Below are 22430 nucleotides of genomic sequence, written 5' to 3' on the forward strand. Positions count from 1 at the left end.
TTTCGCTTCAATAGTGTTCATCATTTTAGTATTTAATAACATGATGTGACTTTTGGTGATGTCGCTTCATTATAAAACCAATCAGGATAGATGATGACTCTGCGGTTCAAGCAAACATATAAGTTCCTAATTGTGCTCCTGATCATTTTGGAAAGCTGCATTGTGCCGTTTTCGCCTCCCGAGGTGAGCCTGGACGAGCAATATCTTGTAGTTGACGGTTTTTTCAATGTGGGCGGCAGCGACACCAACCGCATTGAGCTGCGCAGGACGCAAAATGTCAATCAGACGGATCAGCCTGTCATTGAAACTGGCGCCTCGGTGAGGGTGGAAGGTGAGACGGGGATCAGCTATAAATTTGTGGAAACTGTGCGCGGAATGTATGTACTTCCTCCTGATGCATTTAATATGGGCGATAAATACCGGATCCGGATTCAAACTGGAAACGGACAGGAATATGTGTCGGATTTTGTAACAGTAAGTGTGACACCGGCTATTGACAGTCTTACTTACAAGCTGGATGTCGTTCTCGATGCCATGATATTTTATGTCAATGCGCACGACGAGCAGAACAAAACGAAGTTTTACCGCTGGAAATTCGACGAAACCTGGGAATACGAATCGACTTATTCCTCGGCCCTGGAAATTGTGGACAGCCAGATTGTATCCCGAAAAGAGAACATTACCAAGTGCTGGGGGAATAAAAAAAGCGGCAGCATTTTACTAGGAAGTACAGTCCGGCTCAGCGAGGATATTATCAAAGATCTGCCTGTAAACACAGTTCCAGTCTCGTCAAACAAACTTTTCAGGAAATACAGCATTCTGGTAAAGCAATATGGTTTGTCCCGGCAAGCATTTGAATATTGGACTGAGCTTTCGAAAACAACACAGTTGACCGGAGGTTTGTTTGACCCGCAGCCCGCGCAAGTCACCGGAAATATCAAGAATGTGTCCGATCCTACAAAGCTCGTATTCGGATATTTCAGCGCTTCAACAGAAGAAACTAAAAGGGTGACCATCAGCCCGAGTCTGGGTAAATTCCCAAGATGTACGGAACCTGACACCATTCCGGTCCGGTGCACCGGATTTCCTGACGACCCTTGTGCATTCAACACACAAAAGCTGCTGCTTACTTACTGGGGCCCGCGCACGGATTTTGTGTTGGTAGCAACCCCAGAATGCACCGATTGCCACACCGCAGGAGGCACTAATCAAAAGCCTGCCTTCTGGTAATGGATTCAAATTTTTAAATCAAATCAATGATTTTATACAATTTACTATCCTGGGATACACAGAATTTTGTGTAAAAAAGGAAAGTAAAAAAATGAAAACAACTCAAAACACGGAAATCGAAGTTGCCTTTCAGCTTCGGAAAAAGTATAAGACTATCAATGGGCTGCGAATGGCTTACCTGGACTATGGCAAAGGTGATCCCATTATTTTTCTTCACGGCAACCCAACGTCAAGCTATATCTGGCGAAATGTTCTTCCATATGTACAGGATCTGGGACGGTGCATTGCTCCTGATCTGCCGGGCATGGGAGACTCGGGACATTTCAGCAATGCCTCGGATTATAATTTTGCTAATAACATGATGCATCTGGATATGCTTTTCAGCACGCTCGGCATTCATGAAAATATCATTTTTGTGGCGCATGACTGGGGCTCGGGCCTCGCTTTTGACTGGGCAAGGAAACATCCTGGTGCCGTGAAAGGATTCGTGTATATGGAAGCCATTACCAGGCCACGCGCCTGGGACGAAGTACCCGGTGCAGCACGCGAAACTTTTCAAAAACTGCGGACCAGTGAAGGAGAAGAAATGGTCCTGATGAAGAACTCATTTATAGAGTTTAATTTACCAAAAACGATCCTGCGCACATTGTCGGACAAAGAAATGGCGGAATACCGTCGCCCATTTTCTGAGCCCGGCGAAGACAGGCGGGCCATGCTTGCCTGAGCCCATTTATCAGGGCATTTGTGGTTGTGGAAAGCAACGGCTCCTTTGTGAACCGTTTGTTGCCGGATACTTCTGTTGTAGCAGCTATCCGCTTGCAGGGTCATGTTCATTATCAAGGGCAGAATGGCAACAATTGCCTCCCTGTGCTGTCGCTATCCGGACTGAGGAAATCTTTCAGGATTGCCGAATACGGCCATAACAGTGCTAATATTCTTGTCCAGTTTAAAGAAGGCGGCGCTGCTGCCTTCTTCCATCTGCCTATTCACGAATTGTTTGAACTGAATGTATCATTAGATCACTTTTTCAAGCCCTCCGAATTAATGTTTTTGCAAGAACAGCTGGAAGCAGCTGAATCCATTCAAGGCAAAGTCAATATTGTACAGAAGTTTTTCATTGCAAGGATTCGGTGTCAAAAAAACGATCTGCTCATTACGCACTCTGTTGAAAAAATAAAGGCTGCCAAAGGAATGCTCAGTGTAAAGGAATTGTCTGATAACCTGCACGTTAGTTTAGATGTTTTTGAAAAACGATTTCGAAAGACCGTCGGGACAACACCGAAGCAATTTGCTGATATAGTCCGTATGAAAGCGCTCATCGGGCAGGCACCGGCAAATGGGCCCCTTCTTAATTCAGCTCTGGATGCTGGTTTCTTTGACCAATCGCACTTTATCAGAAACTTCAAAAAGTTCACCGGGCAGACACCGAAAGAATTTTTTAATGTCGGAAGACACTCCGGTTAATTCTCTTTCAAACAATGCGTTGGAAGGTTGAACCGGATCATGTATATTAGAGTTACATCAGCCATTGAAACCTTGCTCGTCATGAATAAATATTTTCTACTTATCGTGCTCACGATCCTCTCAGGCCAATCATTCGGCCAGAATGCAAATGCGATTTTCGTAAGTTATTCCAGGTCCAAACCTGAGCCGGTCTATAACCGGAATGTGGATGGAGGAGGAGGCTATAAGGCTATTGCTTCAAATACGTTCGGTATTCGCTATTTTATAAAAAGCAGTAAAATTATTACACTCGAAACCGGGATCGATTACAGCTCCTTCAACTTTAAGGTCGATTATGTAGGTATGCCAAATGTTGTCATTCCGGACATTATTGAGTCTTTAAAGCTCATTTCTGTTCCGGTTTATGCTCATTTGACTTTTTTGAAATACATTTTCGTTAATGGCGGCTTGCTCCTTGATGCCCAGATTAATCCAAAAGATATTGCCATAGACCGGCAGACAGGCATCGGCCTTGGTTTGGGCGTTGGTCTGAAATACGATTACAAGCACATTGCTATCTTTATAAATCCCTTTGTTGAGCGCCACGGTCTGTTTTCTTTAGACAACCAGGAAAGTGGCGTCCGGCAAAGTATCATGAACCCCGGCGGCAGGATTGGTATCGGCTATTCTTTTTGAAGATGTATTAATGGTTAAGGGGAGCTATCTCACAGCGCAGCAATTCATTGGTCCTCAGATCCCCGGTTTGAATCTAAAACGGAAATACTAATTCCCGCCGGGAAGCTCAGCCAACCTGCGGCCAGGAATGACTATTACAGTCAGCGGGTTTATATAAATTATAAATCCCTGAATGACTCAACGTCAGGAAAGCTTCGAATAAAAGTAAAAATCTAATGATCTGATTACAGCAACACAACAGCTCCGGACGCAAGCGGACTTTCAGCTTGCAAACCCACCACATTCAACGCCTTTTGCTTGTAGCTGGCCAGTTTTGCTTTGGCGATGGAGGGTTCTTTGATCATGCTTAAATAAAAATAGGCGCCATCCAGGATCGTAAATATAAGATCGGCGCATTCGTAGGGATTGTCAACGGAAAGGCTTCCGTCTTCATTGCATGCTTCAATCAGCTCGGAAAGTTTATGTCTGAGGCTTTCCAGGAGGGATTTGTATCTCATTTTAATTTTCTCGTCCCGGAACGATAAGGCATAGCAGCTATAAAAAAGCCCGTCGTCAAATAATGTGTCCCACTTCTTTGAAAAAAGATTATCGATCACTTTCAGCAGAATGGTTTTCGAATTCTTGGCAGATTTTCCCGGCACATTGAAAATCGGCGTGTAGCGGTCGAGAATGAAGTCGATCAGAGCGTAGCTCAGCTCTTCTTTATTTTGAAAATAATGAATGATAAGGCTCGGGTTCACATCCATCTCCTTGGCTATCTTGGCGATAGAAGTATTTTCGAGTCCCTCTATCTTTGCCAATTTATAAAAAGCCAGAATAATTTCCTGCTGTCGGGCCCCTTTGAGGCTTTTTCTTCCCATGCCTGAGTTTTGATTTGAATCCGCGATAATACAAAAGAAAAACATCAGAGTAGAATACTATACCCGCGTATTTTTATTGAATGAACGTTCAATCAAAATAATGACAAATTGTTAACATTCCCTTAAAACGTATGTCCTCCTGAATCAGCAATTTTGCGAAGAATAAAACGGTCGTTCCCGGCCGTAGTCATCATTTTAACCAAATCATTTGTATGGCGCAAAATCTATCTAACTTGTTTAAAAAGCATCGGTCGGTTTGCCTGTTATGGCTGCTGACGGCTTTATTGGGAGGCTCGGCGCTCCAATCCTTTGCGCAGGGCGAGGTGAGGGGAGTAATCAAATCGGCTGACGGCAGCGGCGTGCTGCCCGGCGTGAACGTACTGGTGAAAGGAACGCAGCAAGGAACAGTTTCTGACGGCGAGGGAAAATATGTCCTGCGCGGTTTACAGCCTGATGCCGTTCTTGTTTTCTCATTTATAGGTTACAAACCGCAGGAAGCAACGGTAGGCAAGGCAACATCCCTGGACATTACCCTCGAACTGGATGCGGCCAATCTGCACGAAGTGGTCGTGGTGGGTTATGGTGCCCAGAAAAAGGAAAACCTTTCGGGAGCGGTGGACGTGGTAGACAGCAAAATGCTGGAAGCCAGGCCAATCCAGAATGTAGCGCAGGGTTTGCAAGGCGCAGTTCCCAACCTTAACATTGACTTCGTAAGCGGCGAGCCGGGGCAGGCTCCCAACATCAACATCCGTGGTTTTACTTCCATTAATGGTGGTAACCCGCTGATTTTAGTTGATAATGTGCCGATGGACGCGGCGGAGCTGAGTTTCATTGCGCCTTCGGACATTAAGAGTATTTCGGTTTTGAAAGATGCTTCTTCGGCAGCCATTTACGGAGCGCGTGCGGCCTACGGCGTGATCCTTATTACGACTAAAACCGGCACAGGGGAAAAGATGAGCATCAACTACTCTAACAACTTTTCATTCGGTAAACCCACCGTGCTTCCCAACAAAGTGATTGATCCGTATATATACATGCGTTTGCTTGAAACTTCGACGGATAACACGCCCTGGGACAACGTTAATTACACGGCGAGCCAGTATGCCTGGGCCAAAGACCGCTCAGACAACCCCTCCGGAACCGATCCGATCCGCCTGAACCCGGTCGATAATTCGCTTTATGAATACATGGGTAACACGGACTGGACCAAATATTTCCTGGATAATTTTACGCTTTCGCAGCGCCACAACATTTCGCTTGCCGGGAAATCGGGTAAGACAACTTATTATTTATCAGGCGCGTATGATTCTCAGAATGGTGCGTTGAAAATTGCAGAGGACAAATTCGACCGTTACACCACGCGTGGCAAGGTTAACTTCCAGCCTTACAAATGGCTTTCCATCGGAAACAACACTTCCATTGCCCTGACTGAAAGAGCCAAACCGTATCAACTCTCGATCCAAAGGCTTTATGACCTGTTCCCTACATCGGTGGATAAAAATCCGGACGGAACCTGGGCCAATACGGATGTGGGCAGAGTAGCGGCGCAGCTGACGGAAGGCGGTCGTTCACTCAAAAAGGACAATATGTTTCAGACGACTTTCAATGCGGAAATGTCCTTTTTTGAAGATATGCTGAAATTTAATTCTGATTTCACTACGCGGAGAGAGAACATTAATTACGCGGGAAACCAGTCCAAAGTGCGGATCGGATATGGGCCGTCGGACATTCGCGAAGAGGGCAATAATATTGCCTACCGCAGAGCGGATAATGTTAACTACACTGTTTTTAATGCTTATGCGACCTTTAACAAGGCCTTAGGATTTCACAGTCTGAATGCCATAGCAGGTTACAACCAGGAGTCAAACCGGGCTGAGTATTTCGAGGCGCAGAAAGCGGGTGTTATTTCTGCTTCCTTACCAAGCATAGGCCTGGCAACTGGCGAGGCACTTGTGGGTGAGGGAATCCGTGAGTGGGCGATCCGGGGCGCGTTTTACCGTTTGAACTACATTTATAAAGACAAATACATTGTCGAGTTCAATGGTCGTTACGACGGTTCTTCCAAGTTCCCGAAGGACAAGCGTTTTGGTTTCTTCCCGTCGGCGTCGGCGGCCTGGAAAGTAGACGGTGAGGAGTTTTGGAAGCCAGTGTCGAAGGTTGTAAACCATTTTAAGATCCGTGGATCCTACGGTTTGCTGGGTAACCAGTTTGTGAGTGAATACGGCTACATCGCCAAGATGGGGACTAAGAGAGGCCAATACATTGTAGACGGCAACGTGCCGCAAGTGGTAACTTCGGACGCACCGGTTTCACCTAATTATACCTGGGAAAAAGTAACGTCCGCCAATATAGGCGCTGATCTTGGCTTTTTTCAACACAAAATCACGGCTTCATTTGACTATTACAGCCGGGATACTAAGGGAATGCTCACGCAGGGCCGCGATCTTCCGGACGTGCTCGGTGCGGCTGAGCCGAGAGAAAATGCGGCAGACCTGAGAACAAAAGGTTGGGAACTGTCCGTGGGTTATGATGAAGATTTCAATGTAGGCGGAAAAAACCTGCGCTTCAACAGCAAGTTCACATTGGGCGACAGCCGTTCAACGATCACGGGCTTCGACAACCCGAACAAGAATTTGACCCAATATTACAAAGGTATGGAGCTTGGTGAAATGTGGGGACTGAAAAGCGATGGCCTTTTCCAGACGCAGGACGAGATCAGCAAGCTCGACCAAACGCAGATCATTCCCTGGGGTGCATTGTCGGTTGTGCCGGGCTGGCCTAAATATCAGGACCTGGATGGCAATGGTAAAATAGAAAAAGGGACGACAGTGGATAATGCCAAAGACCTTTCAAGGATCGGCAATGTTACGCCGAGGCTTCGTTTTGGGTTGAATCTGGGCGCAGAATGGAATGGTTTTGATTTCCGCGCATTCTTCCAGGGCATTGGTAAAATGGATTATTACCCACTCAATTATCTCTATTGGGGCTTTTACCAGCAGCCATATGCCGGCGGATACGCGCATTTGCTCGATTTTTATCGCGGCGCGGCTGATAGCGACGTCCTGCGCGGACAACATTCGCAGTCCTATATCAACGCCGGCCTGGCCGATGCCAACACCGACGCGAAGTTCCCCGTATTGCAATCCTGGCTTGCAGACAGAAACCTGGGTGAACGGGTGGACCAGTCGCAGGGGCTTGCGATTCCGCAGACTCGTTACATGCTGAGCGGCGCTTATGTGAGACTCAAAAACATTACGATCGGTTATACATTCCCATCGGCGATGCTGCAAAAAATCAAGGTTTCGAGACTGCGCGTTTATGCAAGCGGCGAAAACCTGGCGGAGCTTTCGGGGGTGAAGAAGTTCTTTGACCCGGAATCCATCACGGATAATGTCGATAAAGTAGACCCTTCCAAGAGCACTTCAAGCGGCTGGGGATATGCTTATCCGTTCCAGCGGAAATTCTCATTCGGATTGGAACTGCAGTTTTAATTTAAATAAGATCTTAAAATGAAAAAATATATTCAATTGCTGCTGGCAGCCGGCCTGCTAACCGTTGTTTCGGGCTGTAATGATGAGTTCCTGGACCGCGTTCCCCAAACGGAAATTTCAAAAGATAAATATTTCAACAGCGAGCAGGACCTCGAAACCTACATCCTGGGCCTGTACGATTTCGGCGGAACCGGCATTTACGTCGATGACGCTTCTACTGACAATGCCGCCACCACCGGCGCAACGGAGATCAAGAGCATTATGGTAGGAAACCCTTCATCGGCCACGGTCAATGCAGGTTGGGACTGGACGGCATTGCGCAACATTAATTTTTTCCTGGACAATTTCCGCAAAGCACCGATCAGTGAGGAGGCGCTGAATCATTACGAAGGCCTCGCACGATTTTTCCGTGCAAGATTTTACATGGAAAAAGTGAAGCGTTACTCCAATGTGCCCTGGTATGACCACGTGCTCGCGACCAATGACGAAGCGCTTAATAAGCCGCAGGATAACCGGGAGTTTGTGATTGGTAAAATATTTGAAGACTATGCTTTCGCCGCGCAGCATGTGCGTGACGACAACCGGTCGGGTGCGGTCAACAATGCCACTGTGCTTACTTACCAGGCCCGACATGCTTTATACGAAGGCACTTTTCGCAAATATCATAGCGAGCTTAACCTGCAAGCGTCTGCAAACGGCTTCTTGCAAATTGCCAGGGACGCTGCGAAAAAAGTGATTGATAGCGGTGATTACTCGGTCCATAGCACCGGCAAACCAATGGAAGATTACGCTTCGCTATTCAATAATACAAGTCTGGAAAGCAATAAAGAGGTGATCCTGGGCACATTTAATGAACAGGATAAGATCAATAGTGGCTGGTGGGGTGCATTTATGTTCGGGAATTACGAAGCCAGTCCCGCGCGTGATTTGCTGCAAACGTATCTCATGAAGGATGGCACGCCTTTCACAAGCCAGGCCGGTTATGCTGCAAAGCTTTTTACCGAAGAATTCAAAAACCGGGATCCGCGCCTCTACCAGACATTCGCTTACCCAGGTTGGGAACTGGTGAATGCGACCACTTATTCGCAGGGCGCCGGGATTTATATTCAGCAGTTTGCCAAGAATCAGTCGGGTTATCACCAGTTAAAGGGTTTTGTAAATCAAAAAGAAGTGGCAGTTGCCAACAGCCTGGACACGCCATTGCTGCGTTATGCCGAAGTGCTGCTCACTTACGCAGAAGCGAAAGCAGAACTAAACGAGCTGGCACAAGCCGATCTGGATCTTTCTGTAAATAAGGTCCGTGCCCGCGCTGGGATGCCTAAGCTGACATTGAATGCCACAGCGGATGCCACATTGAAATCGCAATATCCATCCGCAACCAGCAGCACCCTGGGCGCGTTGCTCGAAATACGCCGCGAAAGGCGCGTTGAGCTGGCCATGGAAGGTTTCCGTTACGACGACCTTATGCGCTGGAATGCCGGAAAGCTCATTGAAAAAGAGCCGGAAGGATTATACTTTCCCAGCCTGGGCAACTACGACCTTACCGGCGATGGTGTCGTGGATGTAAAACTGATCCCCGTATCCTCAGCCATTCCGGCCGAGGCCAACAAAGAATCCAATTCGTTGGGCAAGAAGTTGATCTATTACCGTGTAGGCCCGGTTGGCAGCGATGCATCCTTTTTCCTGAAAAACGGAACCAGCGGCACCATCGTTACCGACCCGGAAAGAGGCACATTCCAGGAACCAAAATACTATTACCGACCCGTACCCAAGTCACAAGTAACGCTTAACCCGAATTTGAAGCAGTATTTTGGCTGGGAGTAGTTATCTTACTGCCGAGATTGACGGCCCAAGCGTTGACAACTGGCAAGTTACCAACCCTGTCACCCTGAGCGGAGCCGAAGGGGCGTTGCTGCCAAGTAGTAACGCCCCCTTCGGCTCCGCTCAGGGTGACAGGGCTAGTAACAAACCACATTAAACCAAACAACCCATAACCACAAACCCATACCCCAATGTCCCCAAAACAAGCCATCACCATAATCCTAACCCTCTTCCTCTTCCACCAGACCGCTGCCCAGACTAAGAACAAATCCCTCTTCGTCATCGTGGATGGTATTTCATATGAGCAGTTGAAAAAAGTGGCGACTCCTAATCTGGATGCGATTGCGAAAGTGGGAGGGATGACGCGGGCCTATGTGGGGGGTGAGAAAAAGACATATTCACAAACGCCGACGATTTCGGCGGTAGGTTACAACAGCCTGCTGACCGGCACGTGGGTGAACAAGCATAATGTCTGGGATAACGATATTAAGGCTCCCAATTACCATTACTGGACTGTTTTCAGGTTTTTCCGTGAAGCCTATCCTGCCAAAAAAACCGCCATTTTTTCCACCTGGCTTGACAACCGCACGAAGCTGATCGGGACGGGCTTGCCGGAAACGGGGAAGATGAAGATGGATTACTTTTTCGATGGTTTTGAGCTCGATACCATCAATTTTCCACACGATAAAGGGGCACAATACATCAGCAAGATCGACGGGAAAGTTGTGGACGAAGCAGCTGCCAACATTAAAAGTGAAGCGCCGGATCTTTCCTGGGTTTACCTGGAATTTACGGACGATATGGGCCATCGCTATGGCAATAGTCCGCAGTTTTTTGATGCTGTAAAAAGAATGGATGCGCAAATGGGCCAGCTATGGGAAGCGGTGAAAGAGAGAGAGAGCAAGCATGGTGAAAACTGGCAGCTATTTATCACCACGGATCACGGAAGGGGAGAGCCGGCCGGCAAGGACCACGGCGGCCAGTCCGATGCCGAGCGCAGCACCTGGATTGTCACAAATGCCAAAGAACTGAACCATTATTTTACCAAATCTGAACAAAACAAGCAGATTCCGGCTATCGTGGACATTATGCCGACCATGGCACGGCACCTGGATCTGAAAATCCCGAAAGAGCAGCGCTTCGAGCTGGACGGCATCCCTTTAACAGGCAAAATTTCCATCACCGATCTGGCTGTAAAGAAGGAATCGGACAACATTCTTGTAAGCTGGCTGCCGCAGGAAAAAGATGGCGAGGTGAAGATCTGGCTTGCCGTAACCAACAAATTCGAAACCGGCGGCAGCGACCTTTACATGCTCATGAAACAACTCCCCGTGTCGGAAGGAAAAGCATCATTAGATATCAGCAAATTCCCGAAAGGATTCTACAAGGTGGTTGTCGAAGGAAAATACAATGCGGTCAACCGCTGGATTGTGGAGCAGTAACACTGAATGTTTCGCCCGAAACTATTAAACTTTACTTCCCGGTCTCAGAATTTGGTGCATCCACTGGTTTTGATTCCGGGGAGCCTTTCTGGCGCAGGAAAATAGTCAATATTACAATGCTGGCGATGGATAGGAATTCGCTCTGCCAGTTTTGGAATGTTTCAAACCAAAAGTTGGCTTGCAGCAGATAATCACCAATCGAATCTTTTGCCTTCCCAAGTAAAACCTGCTGCTCATTATGGTCCACCCAGCTTCCATACAAGTGCAGGCCCCAACTGATGATAAAGAGGATCCCGAACACCAGGGACAATGAATTTTCATAAAGCTTCAATACAAATCCGCCTTTCCGCACCGGCCAGGGCGCATCCGGTCCCGGCTTAGGCTCGCGATCCACTTCTTCCGGCTCATCTAGGGATTTCGATTCCGCGGAACCTTGCTGGCGAAGTCCTACCGTAAGTATTACGTAAAGGGCCATTTGCAAAAACTCACTTTCAAAATTTTCGAAAGTTGCAGAAATAAAATGCCCGGTCTGAAGATAGCTGAGGAAGGTGATTGCCGCTGCCTGTTCCTGTTCAAGCTCTGAGTTGTGTTCGTACCAGCCTGTTACAGCCTGCGCACCGAGCGTTATAATAAATAGAGCCACAAAAAGAAGGCCTAAGCCGTTTCTGTATAAAAATGAATGCTGCTTATTGGCCTGGCCCATTTGTGTTTGGTATATGAAAGGTTATGTTCTTATTACGTTCGTAAGATAGCGGCATATCAAAAAGTTTGCCAGTGCTTCTGCAAGTTTTAAACAGCGCTTCGGAAAAGCCGACACAGTGGCACTGTTTTTTACCAAAAGCGGTCTTATAACCAATATAATGCATGCTGTATTCGGAAATTCCTCCCGCCAAAGCTATTTTCCTGGACAAAGATGGGACGCTTGTAAAAGATGTTCCCTATAATGTCGATCCTGCGCGAGTAACATTCGAGCCGGGCGTTTTTGAAGGCCTTGGTGCATTGCAGGAGGAGGGATTCAAACTTGTAATCATTTCCAATCAATCGGGGCTGGCCTTACAGAGATTTTCTCGAAGTCAATTGGACGCGCTGATCGAACATTTTAATTTCATTTTCAAGAAGAACGGTCTTAAACTTTCCGGGTTTTATTATTGTCCGCATGCGCCGTCTGAGGGCCGTGAGACCTGTACATGCCGTAAGCCGCAACCTGGGTTATTTTTTCAAGCGGCAGAAGACTTAAACATTAACCTGGTGCAATCCTGGATGATCGGGGATATTCTCAATGATGTAGAGGCGGGTAACCGTGCTGGTTGCCGAAGCATTTTAATCAATAACGGAAATGAAACGGAATGGCTGAAAGGCCCTTTCCGGGAGCCCGATTACACCACAACTTACTTCCTGGATGCCGCAGAACACATTATTACAAACGAAAACTCCATTGCCAATGCCTGAGCAAACATTTGAAAACATACTTTGCATCCGGGCCGATAATATGGGCGACGTCATCATGACCGCACCCGCCATTCGCGCATTGAAAGAGACGTTCGGAAGCCGCATAACCCTGCTCACCTCAAAAGCAGGCTCACTCATCGGGCCCTATCTGGATTGCATCGATGACATGATCGTATCCGACCTGCCCTGGGTGCAGAGTGCGGGCAGCAGCAGCGGTGCATTGGCTGCGGGAATTGATGAAATAAAAAGCAGGAATTTTGATGCAGCTATCATTTTTACCGTTTACAGCCAAAGCGCGCTGCCAGCCGCGATGCTCGTGTATATGGCCGATATCCCTGTGCGCCTGGCCTATGCGCGCGAAAATCCCTATCAACTGCTCACACACTGGCTCCCAGATCCGGAGCCCTACCAGCAAATATCCCATCAGGTTAAGCGTGATCTTGACCTAGTTGCCCAATTAGGAGCCTTTACCGCGGACGACCGTCTTTTACTCCAAATCGGATCATCGGAACGGGCTTCCCTATTTCGTAAACTCTCTGCTGTGACCGATTCTGCGGAACGGCCATATATGATCCTGCATCCCGGCGTGTCCGAAGCGAAAAGAGAATACCCGACAGCATACTGGATAGAAGCGGGAAAGCAGATTGCGGAAAAATATGATTTGCAGATCTTCATAACCGGATCTGCTGCTGAGCGGGAATTGGCCGAAAAGGTCAGCCTGGGAATCGGGGAACCGGCAATGTCGGTTGCGGGAATGCTTTCGATAGGAGAATTTGCAACGCTTATCGGGCAGGCAACTTGCGTCGTTTCGGTTAATACAGCAACCATTCACATTGCCGCGGCCATGCAGACGCCTCTGGTTGTTTTATATGCTGAGACCAACCCGCAGCACACGCCGTGGAAGTCGGATCACAGAATCTTACCATTTTCGGTTCCCACCCATTTGCGAAGCCGTAACACCGTCATTCAATATGTTTCCGAAAAATTATATACCGAACATATCCCTTATCCAACGCCGGAGATGATCCTATCCGCGCTCGAAACCTTACTCCCGGGAAGTCACATCTGAGTGGGAGGTGCTTAACTGGCTATTTCGATCCACCGTTCTAAGAAAAAACTTACATACCGAATGCAAAGTCGATTTCATCAGCTCATGGTCAATCGGTTTGATGACATAAGCATCCGCGCCACGCTTGTAACAATTTATGATTTTTTCTTCCGAGTGGTCGCTGCTCATTACAACCACGGGAATGTCTTTGAGATGAACGTGTTCCGGCTTGGAAGGCTGTTTGAGTAGCGTAAGAAGCTGCATTCCGCTCATACCCGGCATATTTAGATCGAGAATAATAAGCCCGGGAAACAGGTGATTATCATGCCGCTGCGATAAAGCATCGAGATGGCGGTAAAGGGACCGGCCATCTTCGAAAAACTTCACACGATACGATTTATCAAACTGTTTGAAAATATTATAAAGCAAAAAATGTAAATCCGGGTTATCGTCTACTATAAATAATTCGGTGTCCATGCTAATGATTCCCCTGGTTATTGTTTTAATGTATTGCCAAGAAGTATTATGCAAAATTCCATTAAAAGTATGCCCGGGCTCCTGGATCGCCGGGCTGCATTTTTCAGTTAGGAAGAAAACTGTCAGACAAGGTGCGGAATGACATTTTTTCCGAATTTCTCTATAAAAAGCCTTTGTTCCAGATTTACATTATGCAGGTAAAGGTGCGTAACTCCTGCCGCAATGTCCTGCGAAAGCCATTCTGTGTGCTGGTCGAGACTGTCGGACACTCTTACGGCCTGCAGCATATCTTCCGGCCGGACCATTAAGCCCGTAGAATCGAAACCTGCCGGAGAACGGATGTCGGCCAGGAGCGAGGACGGGAAAACATTGTTACGCCATTGCTGGTGCGCGCCCGACAATGCTCTTTCCAGGGTAACATCATAAGATAGCTGCACTTTCAGGTAAACAGGCTTGCCTTCTCCGCCTCCCCGGTGAAATGCTTCCACCATCCGGGCCAGCTCCGCAGGCGGCCGCGATGTTGTGATCATGCCATCCGCCCATCCGCCGACCCATTCAGCCGTTTGCTCAGTAATTGCGGCGCCGATTACATCCGGCATGTATCCCGGCAACGTATAAAGTTTTGCGTCGTAAACATTAATCAAGCCGTTATTTGTAACGGTTTCGCCCGCCCATAAGGCACGCATAATATCCACAGACTCTTTCAGGCGCTGATTGCGTTCCATTTTGGAAGGCCACTTTTCACCATTGATATGTTCATTTAAAAACTGGCCGCTCCCCGTCGCGATCCAAAACCGGCGCGGGAACATTTCGCAAAGGGTAGCCACCGCTTGCGCAATAATGGCAGGGTGATAACGCTGCCCGGGCGCATTGACAATCCCAAAACTAAGATTGGTCGCCTGCATTGCAGCTCCCAGCCAGCTCCATGCAAATCCGCTTTCACCCTGGGCTTCGCTCCATGGGTAAAAATGGTCGGAACTAAGCGCCGTTGTAAACCCTGCGGCCTGCGCCAGCTGCACAAACTCGGTAAGCTGACTGGGTCTGAATTGTTCGTGGGAAGCGTGGTAACCTATCTGTATATCTTTCATGCCGGTCAATATTTTGATTTAGTCTTGCATTTTCGTCAATGCGGAAAAGTTGCAATTAAAAATCGTTCCACAACCTGTGGGAGTAGGCTTCTGGCATGGATTTTTTTAACTGGCCCCGCAAAATTGGATTCAATGTGCCTGCTGGCAACATATAATCCATAGCCGAAATCTTAAACAAAACTGTTTTCTCATTATGTATGTGACAAATTCGTTTTCACAACCTATTAAAATCGTCTATTATACTTACCCGCTTTGTCAGATCAGCTGGGGAATGCAGGAAAGCTGGCGACGCCTTGTGAAAACTTATGGAGATCGGATCAGTTTTCAATTTTGCCTGGCCCGTGAAAATGACAAGTCTTCCGATGTAGAGTTATCATCTTATTCTGCATGTCTGGCCGTGAAAGCCGCCGGATTGCAATCGCCCACGGCTGCGGATCTTTTTCTTAATAAGTTGAGGGAAGCTGCTATGGAAGAAAAGCGGGATATTTCACGCGTCGACGTGCTCGTGGAAGTGGCGCGGGAAGTCAATAAGCAGCATCGCGGTTTGTTGGACCTGCATAGGTTCGGCAAGGATTTCGACGCAAAGGCCACCCGCCAGGCGCTTCACGCCGATCTCGAAAAAATCCATCGTAACCGCATCGATTCATTCCCGACCATTACCATGACATTAGCTGGAAAAGGCTTAAAACTTGCAGGCCATTGTTCCTACCAGCGACTGACAACGGCTTTGCACAAACTGTTAGGCGCATCGGACAGCACCTCGCAAGTCTCATATGGATAAGCAGATCAACAGCGTGGAATTGGCATGGTTTGTTTAACGTTCAAAAATTCAAATCTTAAACTGAGAAACTATGTTTGATGAATTGCTGAATCTGATAAAACAAAACGGACAACAGGCGGTTGTTGAAAATAACGAAGTGCCCAACGAGCACAACGAAGCCGTAATGCAAGAGGCACAGACGTCCATAGTGGATGGTTTGAGTAACATAAAGGAGCCGGATCAGGTAAATAGTCTGTTCGAATCCGTGCGAAGCGGGCAGGCGGAAAGCAACCCGGCCGTGCAGCAGATGACAAATAATTTTTCCGGTAATATCATGCAAAAGTTCGGCATCAACGGAAGCACAGCGGCATCGATTGCCGCTGCAATTATTCCTGTTGTTCTTGCCAAAATGGCCAACAGAGGCGGCCAGGGCGGAGCAAGCGGGTTCGACTTAGGCGGACTTCTGGGCTCACTCACCGGCGGAAAATTCGGCGGAGGCATGGGCGGAACCACTACATCATCCAGCGGCGGCTTAGGCGGAAACCTAGGCAGCATGGGCGCCAAGCTAGGCCTGGATAAGGATGGAGACGGAGATGTTGATCTGAATGATCTGACTAAGATGTTTAAGTAGGGGGGAAGGCCTTGTCAGCTTGTGCGGATTGGTTGGTATAAATCCCTGTCAGCCTGAGCGGAGCCGAAGGCGCGTTACCCAGGAGTAACGCGCCTTCGGCTCCGCTCAGGCTGACAGGGCTTTTAACATTAACATTTAACTTACATTAAAACCCATATCTCAACCCAAGCTGGATCTGGTAGGGGTTACCATTCAGGCTGGATACTCCTGTTCCAGCTCCGATGTTGTATACGAACTGCTCTTTTGCGCGGTCGAAGCTTTTGATTGAGTAAAGATTTTGCTTACCCAGGTTTTTGCCTACACCCCAGTCGTGGTTCAATAGGTTGGCTACGTTGAAAATATCAACAGACGCTTCTAATCCGTGGTCGCCGAAAAGTTTGAAACGTTTGGCGAGACGCAAGTCGAACACGCCATAGAAATCATTGATACCACCATTACGCTCGGCCATTTTGCCCATATCCCTTTTGATATAATCCTTGATGCTCTGCTCTGCGTCCGGGTTGTCAAGGATCGTCTGAATTCCTTTGCGGATGTATTCCGGCGTTTCAGGGCTGTTAGGATTATAGATGTAAGCCAGGTCGTTGGATGATACGAAGTCACCATTCATGTTACCGCTTACTGCCATCGAGTAACGCGTTCCGCCGATTCCGGAGTAACGCAAACCGATTGTTACACCATAAATGCTCGGCGCTGTTCCGTAAAATACAATTTTGCTGCGGAACTGGTTGTTGGCATAAGCCATTTTGCTCAAATCACGTGGATCATCGGCAACCATCAAATCCAGTGTTGCTGTGTTGGCCACGTTTCCGTTGTAAGAAGTGTTGTCTTTCGAGTCATTCCATGTGTAAGAAGCAGTGATCTGACCGTCTTTGAAATATCTGTAAGTTCCGTCGATAACAACTGCATACTGGTTTTTCTTGCCTTCGCTGTTCAATTCAAGCACGCGACCTACGTTTTTGGTCTTGCGGCTGTTCAGCCAGTTGGTAGCGCCATTTTTTTCAGTAATCGTGTTAGCGGGCACATATACGCCCCGGTTAGCTTCTGCTGCGATGCGGAAGAAAGGATCTTCCACCATGTTGCGGTCTACATACATATAGTTGTTGCGCGCCCATGATGCATACCCGCTCACACCTACACGCAGACGATCGCTGAAAAAGTGGTTGTAAGAGAAGTTAGTCTTATATACAACCGGAATTTTTGCGTCCTTGCTGTTCGTGTTGATTGTCACCAGTCTCTCGATGCCTTGAATATTGAAAAGCTCTGCACCTGGTGCCGTTGAAGGATCTGCACGGTAGCCCGGGAAGTTTGGTTTTGGAACCAGGTCACCCTGGATTTCGACCGAAGCAACCCTTGTTCCGTCAAACAACATATTGTTGATCATCGAGTAAGGATTCAAAGCCGAACCAAAAACACCCGCACCGAAACGAACGATATCCTTGCTTTGCTCATTTACGTCCCATGTAAATTGTACACGTGGCTGCAATTGCGTGGTGTTGATCACATTATCCGTGCGCAATCCCAGCTCGTCAAAAACCACCTGGCTGAAATTCGCTTTGTTCAGATATTGTGTGTTATCCAGACGCAGACCGGCCATCATTTCAAGACCAAGCGCCAGCTTTGTATCCATTTGTGCATAAACACCTGTGCTCAAAGAATTAACAACATTGCTTGGATCGTCCAGTAAGTTGATTTCCCTTGCATAGCGGTAAGGCGTCTGGTTGGCAAAATTTTCAAGACCTGTGAAGTAAAAACGGCCGTTCATCTCGCTTCCGTAACGCGATTTCATGCGGTTATACATCAGGTCAAGGCCGAATGTAAAGTTGATCTTACCTGTGCTGTAATAGAAGTTATCCACCAACTGAACCACCGTTCCTTTAAACCATTCAGGTGAGAAACGCTGACCACCGATCTGGATAGAAGTGTTGTAAGTGCTGGATCCTGCAACAGATTGTACGTTTTCAACGATCGCCCGGGGAATCCCGTCAGAAGGAAGCTCAGAGCTTGGAATGATCGCCTGATCTTCATAAAAATGCTGCAATTTCAGCTCATTGGTGATTTTCGGATTCACAATCGTCCGCAAAGACGCCATAATGCTGTTGTCAAATCTTTTACGGTCGATGTAGGATTCATAAGCATTGATACCGCTGTTGTCACCTTCTGAAAGCGCGTCGTTTTCGATCACCATGTTGTTACGCAAAGTCAAAAGGTTTTTCGAATTCAGCTGCCAGTCGATCTTTGCGAAGATAGCGTCCGTTCCTTTTTTCTTTCCAAAAGCACCAAACTGCGGGTTGTTTGAAACACCATATTTGTCTCTGGCAATAGCCGAGAACTGATCAAGGGTTGCCTGCGTCACCTTGTTTGCCGCTTCATCCGCAGGCGACTGAATGTTGGCAATGTATAAAGGACGTGAGTCAGCCTGGTGATCCCATGCTACGAAGAAATGCGCTTTGTCTTTTTTGATCGCGCCACCCAAAGAGGCACCATATTGATATGTAGAGAAATCCTGCACTCTCTTGTTTCCTCTCAAATCATAACCGCTTGAAAGCCAGTCGGTACGCATGAATGTAAACGCACTTCCCGAAAGCTTGTTCGTTCCTGACTTGGTAACAGTACTGATTGTACCACCACCTGAACGGCCCATTGTTACGTCATATTCATTCGTTACCACCTTGAATTCACGGATCGCTTCCATAGAAATCGAGTAAGCACCCTGTGTAGAACCACCGGCGATTGTTCCCCTTGATGTCATACCATCCAATGTATAGTTGGTAGAAGAGGCAAGTTGTCCACCTAAGCTGCTTCCGTTGCTCAATGGAGAAAGGTCGATGAGCGAAGTAAAGTTTCGGCCGTTCACAGGCAGTTTTGCAATGTCCTTTGCCGTGATTGGCGTAGAGGCACCTAAGGTTACTACGGTGTTTTTCAGCGAATTGGCCTTGATATCAACGGCTTGCAATTCGTTAGCGCTGCTTTCCATGGCAAAGTTCAGTCTCAGCTGATCGCCCTGGTTGAGTGCGTATCCCGTTTTCTTTTGTTCTCCGAAACCAATAAAAGAAACGGTGATGGAGTAAGGTGAGCCAAGCGGTAATTGCTTGATAATGTAGTCGCCATTCATATCCGTAACCGTACCCGCCTGGAAGCCGGTAGATTCATTTCTGACCAGAACGGTCGCGCCCGGGATCGGGCCAGCATTCACTTCAGAGACTTTCCCAATGATAGTTGCTTCGTTGCCCTGCGCATAAAGGCCGGCCGAACAGAAGATCATTGCGAATGCCACAATAAGTCCGGTAATTAATCGATTCATTTTTTGGTGAGTTAATTGAGTAATAGTTGTGATTGGATAAAATTCGCCTCGTCAGGGCAGGGAGGTTTAACGCCCGCAAAAGTAGACAGGCAATGTTAAGGCTGTGTTAAGGGTGGATTAACCAATAATTAACCTTCTGGGTGGTCGCGATGAATGTGGGAAATAATAGTTTCACGCCGGTTTGCGGCACAGTTATTTGATGGCGGGACGTATTCAACCAACCGATATCTCAGCTATGCAGATCATAACGTTTCTTTCGCTGCTGCTCTTTTTTTCTGTTTTAAAAACCAATTCAAACGCCCAGGAAATTCCTAAATACGTGAAAGTGCCAGCTGGCTTTCTAATGGTCCTTCGGCAGGGGGATGATGTTTTTGCTGAATTGGAAAAGCTAGCCGAGAAAGAAAAAGTCCCTTCTGCAAACCTGAGCGGAATGGGTTTCGTAAATGTGAAATTCGGTTTCTTCAACTTTGATACGAAGGAGTACGATCCAAAGGAATTCAAAGATGTGGAGCTTGCCTCCATGAGCGGCTCCCTCGCCTGGAAAGAAGGAAAGCCGTCCCTGCATTGTCACGGAACCGTCACTGGAAAAGACTTCACCGCTCATGGTGGCCATATGCTCGGCGCCACAGTTAGCACCGGCTCCGTCGAGATCATCATCATCGTCCACGACAAAAGACTAGAACGCGTCACCGAACAGCCGCTGGGGGCGAATGTGCTTCGTTTGGATTGAGGCTGGATTTGCTCATTTTTTTTATCAGTTCTTTATGCTTGTTTTTTGTATGCAGCGCCTGAATGCATTACTCCCCGCACCGCGGCAGCGCTTTGCACCAAGCCTGTAACATCATTGAAGCGGATTGCAACATGCAATTCCGCTTCATGTAACTGTCCGCATGAACCTCATGCAGGCTTTTTCATTTAGCAATAGTTTGCGTTATTTTATTCGTTTTAGTGTACTTTGCTTCTAGATCATCCAATCGTAGGGCAAGGTTTTGTAATATAGATAGCTCCATTTCCAAAGCCGCAATTTTGACAGTCTGTTTTTCTAATTGTTGGATTTTAGTTTGAAGTTCCTTGGTGGACTCTATCAAATGGGGAATTAGCCCAATGTAATTAACCGACTTGTAGCCGCTTTTATTCGTAGAAACCAGTTCCGGAAAGTATTCTTCAACTTCTTGAGCGATTAGGCCGGTTTGAAGGTTTTGATCTTTTGCTTGTTCCTTCCAATTATAATGATAGCCCTGCAATTTGTTGATTTTGTGTAAGCTATTTTCGAATGCTGTAATGTTGATTTTTAAGCGGCGATCAGATGTTTGAATCAGGTTGCCATTTAGATAACCATTGCCTTGCGTATTAACCCAGAATTTCCAGCCTTTCAAATATAAACCTATCTCGTCATCATTAACAAGTCCAACGAAACCATCAGCCTGGTCCTCAGAATTGTCAAAGTAAATTCCGGCAGTCTCGCCATTATCACGAATCCGTGCGCGACCACCAACATCCAGCAAGTATTGCGGAGTTAGGACATCACTTCCAATCCCTACGTTTCCATTTCTTAATACGGTCAATGCATTACTACGATTCTGATCCGAAGTGCCATTTCCTACCTGAAATATTCGGTCACCGGGTTGCGCAACAGCAGGGTGCGGCAGGTCGCTATCTGAATTCCAAACACCAGTCGTAACGCCGTATAATGCTTTTGCCAAAGCCTTGTAACCAACTGCCATTGAGCAAAATCCTTCTGCCTTAGCGCTGAATCCTATTGCCGTAGCATATGAACCTGGTGCATACGCACCTGAGCCTATTGCAGTACTGGCATAGCCCTTAGCCTGACCTGCGCCAATACTAACAGCTTGCTCTGCTCCACTTTGCGATCCTAAACCAATCGCTATGGAATTTGCAGTCAACGCTTTTGCATTCTCACCAACAGCGAAAGAGTTTTTCCCAAAAGCAAGACTCTGGCCAAATGCAGTGGAGTTTTCACCGATATTAGCCTCTTTCCAATCTCCAAGGTTGCCAGCCCGAAATGCGGCCTTTTTAGGATACCAGATCAACCTCGCTCCTAGTCCAACATCCGGAAGGGTGCCACCAGACCCAACCATACCCCTCAAAACTATTGGGTCATCATTCTTTAAACGATCTGCTTCTTCGGCGTGCAAGGCATAAGGCACGCTAACCAGTTGCGAAGTTCCGATGTCAACAAAATTATTCCCACCCGCTGGGTCGAGTTCTATTTGGAGATAATACATGGATGATTTCCAATCGATGGCACTCAAATCGCCACCAGCGCTTCCAACGGAAACATTAAAAATACCCTCTGAATTAGTTTTAGGACTATGTTCTTCTTGAAAATCTTGCTGTCCCTGCGGAGTTGCTTCGTGAATGGTGAAACGAACCTTTACAGTTTGATTTCTGATTGATTCACCGGCTCCGTTGCGGGCAATTCCTTGAAAATTAAATTGCTGCGGTGCCTGGGCAAATGAAAAAATGGATTGGCAAATTGAAAGGATAGTGATGCAAATTGCCAGCGTTGAAATCCTCGGTTGGATGGTAAAGCTTTTTGTTTTCATTTTAACAACTGAATTATGATGGGACATGAAACATTGCTGTAAACGTTGTAACGAGAAATCATTAAAACGCAAACCGTATTTCAAGTGGGGAGTTTGAATGAACTAACGGTTAAAAGCACCGCAGCA

Annotated in this window: 18 protein-coding genes; 12 read left to right on the forward strand and 6 right to left on the reverse strand. The window is 47.2% G+C overall.

The annotated features are described in order from the left end of the window. The first annotated feature begins 90 nt into the window (after positions 1-90). The 4 genes from NFI80_RS04125 to NFI80_RS04140 all read left to right on the forward strand — a co-directional run bounded on the left by NFI80_RS04125 (position 91) and on the right by NFI80_RS04140 (position 3369). A complete protein-coding gene (locus tag NFI80_RS04125) occupies positions 91-1230 on the forward strand; it encodes a DUF4249 domain-containing protein (protein WP_235164812.1) in 1140 nt (379 codons plus the stop codon). 91 nt (positions 1231-1321) lie between these two features. Continuing rightward, positions 1322-1954, forward strand: coding sequence for a haloalkane dehalogenase (locus NFI80_RS04130; protein ID WP_235164811.1), 633 nt, complete (start codon positions 1322-1324; stop codon positions 1952-1954). 26 nt (positions 1955-1980) lie between these two features. Next, positions 1981-2694, forward strand: a complete 714-nt coding sequence (locus NFI80_RS04135; protein ID WP_235164810.1) for a helix-turn-helix transcriptional regulator — start codon at positions 1981-1983, stop codon at positions 2692-2694. Between the two features lie 81 nt (positions 2695-2775). Then, a complete protein-coding gene (locus NFI80_RS04140; RefSeq protein ID WP_235160335.1) occupies positions 2776-3369 on the forward strand; it encodes a hypothetical protein in 594 nt (197 codons plus the stop codon). Between the two features lie 224 nt (positions 3370-3593). On the opposite strand, the gene NFI80_RS04145 is transcribed toward NFI80_RS04140, so the two are convergent. Beyond that, a complete protein-coding gene (locus NFI80_RS04145; RefSeq protein ID WP_235164809.1) occupies positions 3594-4229 on the reverse strand; it encodes a TetR family transcriptional regulator in 636 nt (211 codons plus the stop codon). A 212-nt stretch (positions 4230-4441) separates the two neighbouring features. Between NFI80_RS04145 and NFI80_RS04150 the strand changes: the two genes are divergently transcribed. The 3 genes from NFI80_RS04150 to NFI80_RS04160 all read left to right on the forward strand — a co-directional run bounded on the left by NFI80_RS04150 (position 4442) and on the right by NFI80_RS04160 (position 10983). Continuing rightward, positions 4442-7720 (forward strand): SusC/RagA family TonB-linked outer membrane protein, encoded by a 3279-nt coding sequence (locus NFI80_RS04150; protein ID WP_235160337.1) that lies wholly within the window; start codon positions 4442-4444, stop codon positions 7718-7720. An 18-nt stretch (positions 7721-7738) separates the two neighbouring features. Beyond that, positions 7739-9544, forward strand: coding sequence for a RagB/SusD family nutrient uptake outer membrane protein (locus NFI80_RS04155; RefSeq protein WP_235164807.1), 1806 nt, complete (start codon positions 7739-7741; stop codon positions 9542-9544). Positions 9545-9732: 188 nt separating this feature from the next. After that, positions 9733-10983 carry an alkaline phosphatase family protein gene (locus NFI80_RS04160; RefSeq protein ID WP_235164806.1) on the forward strand — a complete coding sequence of 417 codons (1251 nt, stop codon included), beginning with the start codon at positions 9733-9735 and terminating at the stop codon, positions 10981-10983. A gap of 31 nt (positions 10984-11014) precedes the next feature. Here NFI80_RS04160 and NFI80_RS04165 read toward each other — a convergent pair whose 3' ends face one another. Continuing rightward, complete coding sequence (locus NFI80_RS04165) at positions 11015-11686, reverse strand: DUF6766 family protein (RefSeq protein WP_235160340.1); 672 nt, start codon at positions 11684-11686, stop codon at positions 11015-11017. 161 nt (positions 11687-11847) lie between these two features. On the opposite strand from NFI80_RS04165, the gene NFI80_RS04170 reads away from it, so the two are divergent. Then, a complete protein-coding gene (locus tag NFI80_RS04170) occupies positions 11848-12432 on the forward strand; it encodes a D-glycero-alpha-D-manno-heptose-1,7-bisphosphate 7-phosphatase (RefSeq protein WP_235164804.1) in 585 nt (194 codons plus the stop codon). Then, positions 12425-13501: a glycosyltransferase family 9 protein gene (locus NFI80_RS04175; RefSeq protein ID WP_235164803.1), complete on the forward strand. Its 1077-nt coding sequence runs from the start codon at positions 12425-12427 to the stop codon at positions 13499-13501. Before NFI80_RS04170 ends, NFI80_RS04175 begins: the two co-directional genes overlap by 8 nt. Here the strand turns inward: NFI80_RS04175 and NFI80_RS04180 are convergent. Together NFI80_RS04180 and NFI80_RS04185 are read right to left on the reverse strand one after the other, a co-directional pair. Further along, positions 13478-13957, reverse strand: coding sequence for a response regulator (locus NFI80_RS04180; RefSeq protein WP_235164802.1), 480 nt, complete (start codon positions 13955-13957; stop codon positions 13478-13480). The two genes, NFI80_RS04175 and NFI80_RS04180, sit on opposite strands and share 24 nt — an antisense overlap. A gap of 122 nt (positions 13958-14079) precedes the next feature. After that, the gene (locus NFI80_RS04185; RefSeq protein ID WP_235164801.1) at positions 14080-15045 is read right to left on the reverse strand and encodes a TIGR03885 family FMN-dependent LLM class oxidoreductase; all 966 of its coding nucleotides are present in this window, start codon (positions 15043-15045) and stop codon (positions 14080-14082) included. A 193-nt stretch (positions 15046-15238) separates the two neighbouring features. Between NFI80_RS04185 and NFI80_RS04190 the strand changes: the two genes are divergently transcribed. Then, entirely contained in the window at positions 15239-15826 is a 588-nt protein-coding gene (locus NFI80_RS04190) for a DsbA family protein (RefSeq protein WP_235164800.1), read from the forward strand. Positions 15827-15896: 70 nt separating this feature from the next. Then, positions 15897-16436, forward strand: a complete 540-nt coding sequence (locus NFI80_RS04195) for a hypothetical protein (protein ID WP_235164799.1) — start codon at positions 15897-15899, stop codon at positions 16434-16436. Between the two features lie 145 nt (positions 16437-16581). Here NFI80_RS04195 and NFI80_RS04200 read toward each other — a convergent pair whose 3' ends face one another. Continuing rightward, complete coding sequence (locus NFI80_RS04200) at positions 16582-19737, reverse strand: TonB-dependent receptor (protein ID WP_235164798.1); 3156 nt, start codon at positions 19735-19737, stop codon at positions 16582-16584. Between the two features lie 235 nt (positions 19738-19972). Between NFI80_RS04200 and NFI80_RS04205 the strand changes: the two genes are divergently transcribed. Then, positions 19973-20467, forward strand: coding sequence for a PPC domain-containing DNA-binding protein (locus NFI80_RS04205; protein ID WP_235164797.1), 495 nt, complete (start codon positions 19973-19975; stop codon positions 20465-20467). A gap of 181 nt (positions 20468-20648) precedes the next feature. Here NFI80_RS04205 and NFI80_RS04210 read toward each other — a convergent pair whose 3' ends face one another. Then, positions 20649-22388 (reverse strand): tail fiber domain-containing protein, encoded by a 1740-nt coding sequence (locus NFI80_RS04210; protein ID WP_235164796.1) that lies wholly within the window; start codon positions 22386-22388, stop codon positions 20649-20651. Positions 22389-22430: the final 42 nt, after the last annotated feature.

The organism is Dyadobacter chenhuakuii (assembly GCF_023821985.2).
Taxonomy (GTDB): Bacteria; Bacteroidota; Bacteroidia; order Cytophagales; family Spirosomataceae; genus Dyadobacter; species Dyadobacter chenhuakuii.

Bases quoted from the DNA above. Each gene is read 5' to 3' on its own strand.
- NFI80_RS04125 (WP_235164812.1), top strand. From the start codon at position 91: ATGATGACTCTGCGGTTCAAGCAAACATATAAGTTCCTAATTGTGCTC.
- NFI80_RS04130 (WP_235164811.1), top strand. From the start codon at position 1,322: ATGAAAACAACTCAAAACACGGAAATCGAAGTTGCCTTTCAGCTTCGG.
- NFI80_RS04140 (WP_235160335.1), top strand. From the start codon at position 2,776: ATGAATAAATATTTTCTACTTATCGTGCTCACGATCCTCTCAGGCCAA.
- NFI80_RS04145 (WP_235164809.1), bottom strand. From the start codon at position 4,229: ATGGGAAGAAAAAGCCTCAAAGGGGCCCGACAGCAGGAAATTATTCTG.
- NFI80_RS04150 (WP_235160337.1), top strand. From the start codon at position 4,442: ATGGCGCAAAATCTATCTAACTTGTTTAAAAAGCATCGGTCGGTTTGC.
- NFI80_RS04155 (WP_235164807.1), top strand. From the start codon at position 7,739: ATGAAAAAATATATTCAATTGCTGCTGGCAGCCGGCCTGCTAACCGTT.
- NFI80_RS04160 (WP_235164806.1), top strand. From the start codon at position 9,733: ATGTCCCCAAAACAAGCCATCACCATAATCCTAACCCTCTTCCTCTTC.
- NFI80_RS04165 (WP_235160340.1), bottom strand. From the start codon at position 11,686: ATGGGCCAGGCCAATAAGCAGCATTCATTTTTATACAGAAACGGCTTA.
- NFI80_RS04170 (WP_235164804.1), top strand. From the start codon at position 11,848: ATGCTGTATTCGGAAATTCCTCCCGCCAAAGCTATTTTCCTGGACAAA.
- NFI80_RS04175 (WP_235164803.1), top strand. From the start codon at position 12,425: ATGCCTGAGCAAACATTTGAAAACATACTTTGCATCCGGGCCGATAAT.
- NFI80_RS04180 (WP_235164802.1), bottom strand. From the start codon at position 13,957: ATGGACACCGAATTATTTATAGTAGACGATAACCCGGATTTACATTTT.
- NFI80_RS04185 (WP_235164801.1), bottom strand. From the start codon at position 15,045: ATGAAAGATATACAGATAGGTTACCACGCTTCCCACGAACAATTCAGA.
- NFI80_RS04190 (WP_235164800.1), top strand. From the start codon at position 15,239: ATGTATGTGACAAATTCGTTTTCACAACCTATTAAAATCGTCTATTAT.
- NFI80_RS04195 (WP_235164799.1), top strand. From the start codon at position 15,897: ATGTTTGATGAATTGCTGAATCTGATAAAACAAAACGGACAACAGGCG.
- NFI80_RS04200 (WP_235164798.1), bottom strand. From the start codon at position 19,737: ATGAATCGATTAATTACCGGACTTATTGTGGCATTCGCAATGATCTTC.
- NFI80_RS04205 (WP_235164797.1), top strand. From the start codon at position 19,973: ATGCAGATCATAACGTTTCTTTCGCTGCTGCTCTTTTTTTCTGTTTTA.